Annotated in this window: 3 protein-coding genes; 1 reads left to right on the forward strand and 2 read right to left on the reverse strand. The window is 26.7% G+C overall.

The window, feature by feature from the left end:
* Positions 1–575 (reverse strand): hypothetical protein (locus BUA77_RS12905; protein WP_143151372.1); only part of this gene is annotated, 575 nt, incomplete at its 3' end.
* 1,038 nt (positions 576–1,613) lie between these two features.
* Here BUA77_RS12905 and BUA77_RS12910 point away from each other — a divergent pair.
* Entirely contained in the window at positions 1,614–2,582 is a 969-nt protein-coding gene (locus tag BUA77_RS12910) for an S-layer homology domain-containing protein (RefSeq protein WP_072890934.1), read from the forward strand.
* Positions 2,583–2,621: 39 nt separating this feature from the next.
* Here the strand turns inward: BUA77_RS12910 and BUA77_RS12915 are convergent, their stop codons facing one another.
* Positions 2,622–3,326 carry a hypothetical protein gene (locus BUA77_RS12915; protein ID WP_072890937.1) on the reverse strand — a complete coding sequence of 235 codons (705 nt, stop codon included), beginning with the start codon at positions 3,324–3,326 and terminating at the stop codon, positions 2,622–2,624.
* Between the last annotated feature and the right edge of the window lie 170 nt (positions 3,327–3,496).

The following is a 3,496-nucleotide window of genomic DNA, read 5'->3' on the forward strand; positions in this document are numbered from 1 at the left end:
GATTTATCAGCATTAAAATCACTTAGCTTATTTGATATTTCTTTTTGTATTCTTCTAGCAAGTGTTTTAGCTTTATCAGTTGCATTAACTGGATATTTTATTTTATATGTAATATGAAAGTTGTTCCCTGTATAGATTATTGCAGATGGACATAGAATTTCTATCCCAAAATATTCATATTCCATCATTTTAATAAATTCATCTTTACTTAATTTATTAAAATATGACTTTTTATAATCAAGGTCTATTAATATATTCGTTATAGCCTTTATATTGGCTTCACAGGCGTTTTTACGCTCTTTATATGTATTTACACTATAAAATAAATTTATAGGCTCAAATTGTCCCTCATTTAGTATTTGTTTAAGTCTTTTAAAGCTTAATAGTTCTTTTACTGTAAAACTTCTTTGTGTATATGTATCACTTGTATAATAATCTATATAATTAAATATTTTTATGTACTGATCTAGCTTTGCTCTAACTAGCATATGTCTTAAAAATTTTTGTATTTCTTTTATTTCTTCATCAGTAAATTCTCTATATTGTAACTGACTTATTTTCTGTCTTAATCCCATAAAAAAATCTCCCTTCTACACCTTAGAACGGAGAACCCCTATACTATACCCTAATAAATTTAATCATTTAAAATAAAAAAATAATTATTTATAAGTAATTGAAACTATGGGTATAATAATATATAATAACTTTATAGTAAAAAAGTTATCATATTGAGTTCTCTTTTTAAGAGATCTCCGTTCTAAAAGAAGTTCCTAGAGGCCGTCCAAACCATCGTGGAACTTCTTTTTTATTTTTTTATAATTTCTATTGTGAATTTTACATTTAATACCTTTATAGTAAATACTTCTTTATTATACTACAAATTTTAATATTAATATTTATATATCTACACTAATGTATTATTAATAATTCTAATTATATTTTTTATATCCTTTTTTAAATCAAAAAAATCCTTAAGGCTGAGCATTTCTATATACTCAGCCTATTATTATATTCATTTAGTTTTTATAAGGTATATGAAGTTTATATACCTATTTTACCATGGCACTTTTATTATCAAATCAAATGAATTATAGGCCATGGCATTTATTTTCATATTTAAAATTTATTTTGATTTATTAGATTATTCATTTTGAATTTTTTTTAGAGTATATACTTAGTTATAGTTAATAAATTGTTATTAATTTACTATTATGTTAGAATTTCTATTGTGAATCTAAAATGATTTTACAATATTTCTATAAAAACTCTTAAACTAATCTCTAAAAAGATTATTGCAAAGTAAATTATGTATTAGTTTGTATTATTCATAATAGAATAGTTCTAAACTTATTAAGAGGAGAAAAAATTGATAGTAACTAATTTTTATTAGCATTTGCAGAGTTTGAAAGAGCTATGATAATAGAGAGAACACAAGAAGGAAAGGCAATAACCAAAAAGAAGTATAGTCCAAAGCAACTAGACCATGCTATAGATATTCTAAAAGATAATATCTATAACTTCGCTGTATTTGTGTGATTTGAATAATATGTGCTTTATTTGAAATTATGCTATACTTCTATATGTCTAAACATTATAAACAAGGGGGAGATAACGTGAGATATAAAAAATCTAAAGCTTTAATCTTTTTAATAACTTTTAGCTTAGTTATAGGAGGATCAAGTTTTATTTTTTCATATAATAATGATTGGTCAAGTCAAGCAATATCTGATTTTTTATCTAATAAAGTAGAGTCTCCAAGTGTTTTAAAAGATGAAAAATATCATCAAAACATAACTAGAGAAGAATTTGCTGAATTAGTTGTATCACTTTATGCTGTAGCATCTAAGATTGATAAAAATGCTGTACAATTAGAACAAAACCCTTTCAAGGATACGGACTCAATAGACGTTCAAAGGGCTTACTCATTAGGTATAATTCAAGGCACAAGTAAAGATGAATTTTCTCCAAATGAAAATATAACTAGGGAACAAATAGCAACTATGATAACAAGATTTTTAAATGCTAAAGGAATAACTACAGCTTCAAAGAATGATTTAAATAGTTTTACAGATAAAAAAAATATTAGTTCCTGGGCTTTTAACTCCTTAGCTTATTGTGTTGATGAAGGAGTGATACAAGGTTTTGATGTGTTGGGTGAAAAGCAATTGCAACCTAAAGGAACTGCAACAGTAGAGCAAGTTATTACAATGCTTGATAGAATTGCAATAAGATACAATTGGATAATTCAATCAAAAGATAAGTATATCAATGGTTTTTTAATTCCAAACGACGTAGAATTTTACTATTATAAAACCGTTTCAAATGGTAAAGGTGGTATGACGATTATAATAGAATGGGACGAAGTAAAAGATATAGAAAAACTTAAACTCCAGTTAAATTATACTCTAAGTAGTAATATTAATAATAATGAAAAAGTAAATAGTTTGATACAGGCTTTAGAAAGTGCTAATTCTCAAAGTATAAATATAAATAACCAAGTTATTGAAACAAATGAATATACCTTAAAATACAAACATGACAAAAAATATTCTTCATCCATTATAAATATATACCCTAAGTAAAAAAGACCTCTATGTTTTAAAACATAGAGGTCTTTTTTACTACCAGTTAATCTCAAAATCTTTATCATTTTCAAAAGTACATGATCCTACTTCGCAACCGTACACAGTTCCACCATAGTTCTCTAAAGCTCCTAAATGCTTAACTCTTGAGCTGTCATATAGATAAGGTTCGTCACCTTTAGAACCTTCGTATCCTCCAACAAAAGGTGTATAATTCCAGTACTTATCAGTTAAAGTCCCTTTAAAAAATTTAGCAAACTCAAATCTTGCTTCTTCAGGAACATATCCACTAGTCCTATTTGTTGCCATTAAAAGCTCCCTCGTTATATCGCACCCCTTTTTCATTTCGTTGAAAGCAGTAGAACATAATGGAGCATCTAAAACCCCTAAAGTTCTTCCGTTTTTTTCCACTTTGACAACTATAGCTTCTTTTCCAAAATCAATGTAACTTGCTAATTCTACTGTTTCACCTAAATTTAATGATACAGATGTTTCATCATAAATTTTCTTTAACGTACTACTGAACCCAGAATAGAATAATTTCCAGTCTCCATTTCTATAAATCACTCCTATATCCAGTCCATATGTAGAACCCCTATAAAAACCATGTACGAATTCAGGATGTATTCCATTATTACCTCCATTGTCACGTACACCTTTACAAATGTCTGGTAATTTCAAGAAACTTCTTACACCTATATAATTTCCTTCTGCTCTACGTACTGCAACATGATATCCACCCATAATAAAGTTCTCCTTTAATTTTTTAATTTATATTTTTTTTATTTTGTAAGCCTTAACTTTCTGGCCAGTTCGTTTTGCCTTACACTATATAAGAGACGTTTTAAAGCTAAATAATCAACCACATTTAAATTTTTTTTATTATTTTTTATGAAAATCTATATATACGTTGG

The organism is Tepidibacter formicigenes DSM 15518 (assembly GCF_900142235.1).
Taxonomy (GTDB): domain Bacteria; phylum Bacillota; class Clostridia; order Peptostreptococcales; family Peptostreptococcaceae; genus Tepidibacter; species Tepidibacter formicigenes.